Below are 2,492 nucleotides of genomic sequence, written 5' to 3'. Positions count from 1 at the left end.
TTGCACCGGTAGCTCCGGCGACCGAACCAATTTTACTCTCCAGTTTTCGAATTATTTTCTCATAGTCCCAATAGAGTCCCATCTCTTTTTGTATTGAACTGGCGCCTGCTGAATTAAAAACCAGTTCACCGCTGACACAACCAATACCCGGATCCGAAAAATTGGCCACCAATTCCATTGCAGCTTTTTTATCGAACCACTGACGGCTGTCCGTAAAGATAATAATTTCACCTCGGGCTTGATGAACACCTTTATTTAACGAATAAGGTTTTCCTTTTGACGGAAAGTGGGCAAGCAACCTTGTTCGATTAAATTTTGCCGAATATCGTTCGACAATCTGATTGGTATCATCTGTTGAACCATCAGAAACAATAATAATTTCATATTTTTCTTTCGGATAATCCAAATTCAAAATATTGACTATTCTTCTTTCAATCGTATCGGCTTCATTTTTCGCAGCAATGACGAATGATATCAGAGGTAATTGTCTTGGATACTTTTTATCAATTACCCTGTATCTGACCTTCGACCAGAAGAACAATAAGATGGGATACCCTAAATAGGTGTAGAAAATAAATAATGTCGTCAATAAAAACAAAATTTTCATTTTACTATCATTATGGGATCTATCAACTATTATGAATCGGGCTCTTCATTTTTTATTTTCAATTTTTTTACCTTGAAGAAATCATATATCGACCAAGGCAATAGTATTAAACTCAACACTTTATTAAAAAGGGAGTGTTTCTGCATTTCTGGATCAGTTGTCAACCAACCGTCGTAAAAACACCAACTGCCAAACAGGAATAAAAGCACAGTAAATACATACGGATTCATGTTGAATTCGGGCAACCCTTTATCTTCTTTTTCTTTGGACATCGCGCCGTCTCTCCTTTAAATTTCAACTGAGGAATCGGATTCTAACCAGCACTGCTTGCGTAAAATAAAGCAGGATGAGTGCAACAAAGAAGATGATTAAACCAGACATGTCGTGCAAAAAACCTTGCGCTGTTTCCGGACCGATAACCTTGGCCATGATCGCAGTTATTGTTAAACGGAATACATTCACAATGATCGCAATGGGAAAAGCGGAAAGAAAAAGAATCCACTTCCCGGTGTTTTTTAAGGAAGAAATGTAGGCAAAGGCCGTGCTGAGGGCCAGCATGGACATGAGCGACCGCAGCCCGGAACAGGCATCAACCACCTCCAGTGATGTGTTGGCCAGATGCAGGATGTTGCCTTCACGCAGCACGGCGATGCCGACCATGGTGATGGCGTCGGAACTGAGTTTTGCGGCAAACAACTGCATCGGAAAAGCGATTTGGTTCCAGATGATGGCCGGGATGGGGATCATGAGGAGCAGGTACAGCAAAGGCACCAAGATTATCTTTAACACCTCCAGGCCAAACAGAATGCTGGTGAGGCCCATCAGCGTGAGAATGATGGATAAACGCTGGACGAACAGTTCTGCGCCGATGTTGCCGGCAATGTGAAACAGCATGCCACCCAATAACAGGAGGTATCCCCAATAACTTGATTCAACGGCCACACGGAGCAGGCGTTCACGGTAATGCCAGATCATGTAACCAGCAATAATCGGAACGAGGAAACCATGGGAGAAGTTGTCATCCGCTGACCAGTCTATGACCAGTTTGAAAATGGTGTGATGGTAAAGCAGGGCGAAGCCAGCGGTCAGCGTGGCGATCTGGAGAATGCGTGGAGGTAGAATTTTTTTATCGAACATCGGCATTTTTTAGTTTTACGTTTCAAGACGGAATGTATTCCTGAATGATGGGGAACAGATCCCGGGCAAAGTTTTTCAAAGTCGCCAGGGTCTGTTCTTCGTTGACTACAACGGGAGCGATCAGGCGGACGAAAGATCCGTCCGTCCGGTTGCGGGTAATTGCATCCCACACCAGATAGATTTTTTGCATGTATTCCGATGAAATGATTCGGCCCCGGGATTGATACCAGTAAAGAGAGATCTGTTTGCTCGAACCATTTTGAAGGACAAGCTTGATAATCTGGTGATCGGTCACTGCGCCGTCGTTTAACCGCAAGGGTTCAATTGCGATTTCGATGATGTTCCATCCGCCTCCCGGCATACAGTTTTTGGGTGAGTGGATCAATTCCCCTTCCCGCTGGCTCGCGTAAAACCCGATGTAGAGATTAACCCACGGTTCATGGGGCGCCCGGTAGTAGGCAAAGAAAGAGTCGTCCACGCCGAGCACTTGATAGATTTTTTCATCAAAGCGTTCCTCAACACCTTTCCACTGGCCAATTTGAGAGGGGAAGGTTGAAAACGGCTTATTGACCGCGATGATCTCCGGGTGGCTAAAATAGGTCAGCAGTCCGAAGGTCAATATCATGATCGATGTGGCGGCGAGTGTGTTTTTCCAATTCATAATGACATATTCTCACGCTTTACCGTGTGAAGCGGATCCGCTTTGGCCGTTTCGGGTTTGCTCGAGTGGTTGGAACGGGGTATGCTT

Annotated in this window: 4 protein-coding genes; all 4 read right to left on the bottom strand. The window is 44.8% G+C overall.

From position 1 onward, the window contains the following. The coding region (locus ABYV26_RS24430; RefSeq protein WP_372683955.1) for a glycosyltransferase at positions 1-607 on the bottom strand (607 nt) is incomplete at its 3' end. A gap of 29 nt (positions 608-636) precedes the next feature. Continuing rightward, positions 637-879, bottom strand: coding sequence for a hypothetical protein (locus ABYV26_RS24425; protein WP_372683954.1), 243 nt, complete (start codon positions 877-879; stop codon positions 637-639). 22 nt (positions 880-901) lie between these two features. Further along, positions 902-1,744 (bottom strand): exosortase/archaeosortase family protein, encoded by an 843-nt coding sequence (locus ABYV26_RS24420; protein WP_372683953.1) that lies wholly within the window; start codon positions 1,742-1,744, stop codon positions 902-904. A 22-nt stretch (positions 1,745-1,766) separates the two neighbouring features. Further along, complete coding sequence (locus ABYV26_RS24415) at positions 1,767-2,405, bottom strand: exosortase C-terminal domain/associated protein EpsI (RefSeq protein WP_372683952.1); 639 nt, start codon at positions 2,403-2,405, stop codon at positions 1,767-1,769. Positions 2,406-2,492 lie beyond the last annotated feature (87 nt).

Origin of the sequence: Desulfosarcina sp. (assembly GCF_041551955.1) — a bacterium.
Taxonomy (GTDB): Bacteria; Desulfobacterota; Desulfobacteria; order Desulfobacterales; family Desulfosarcinaceae; genus Desulfosarcina.
This window is presented reverse-complemented; position numbering and strand designations above follow the sequence as displayed.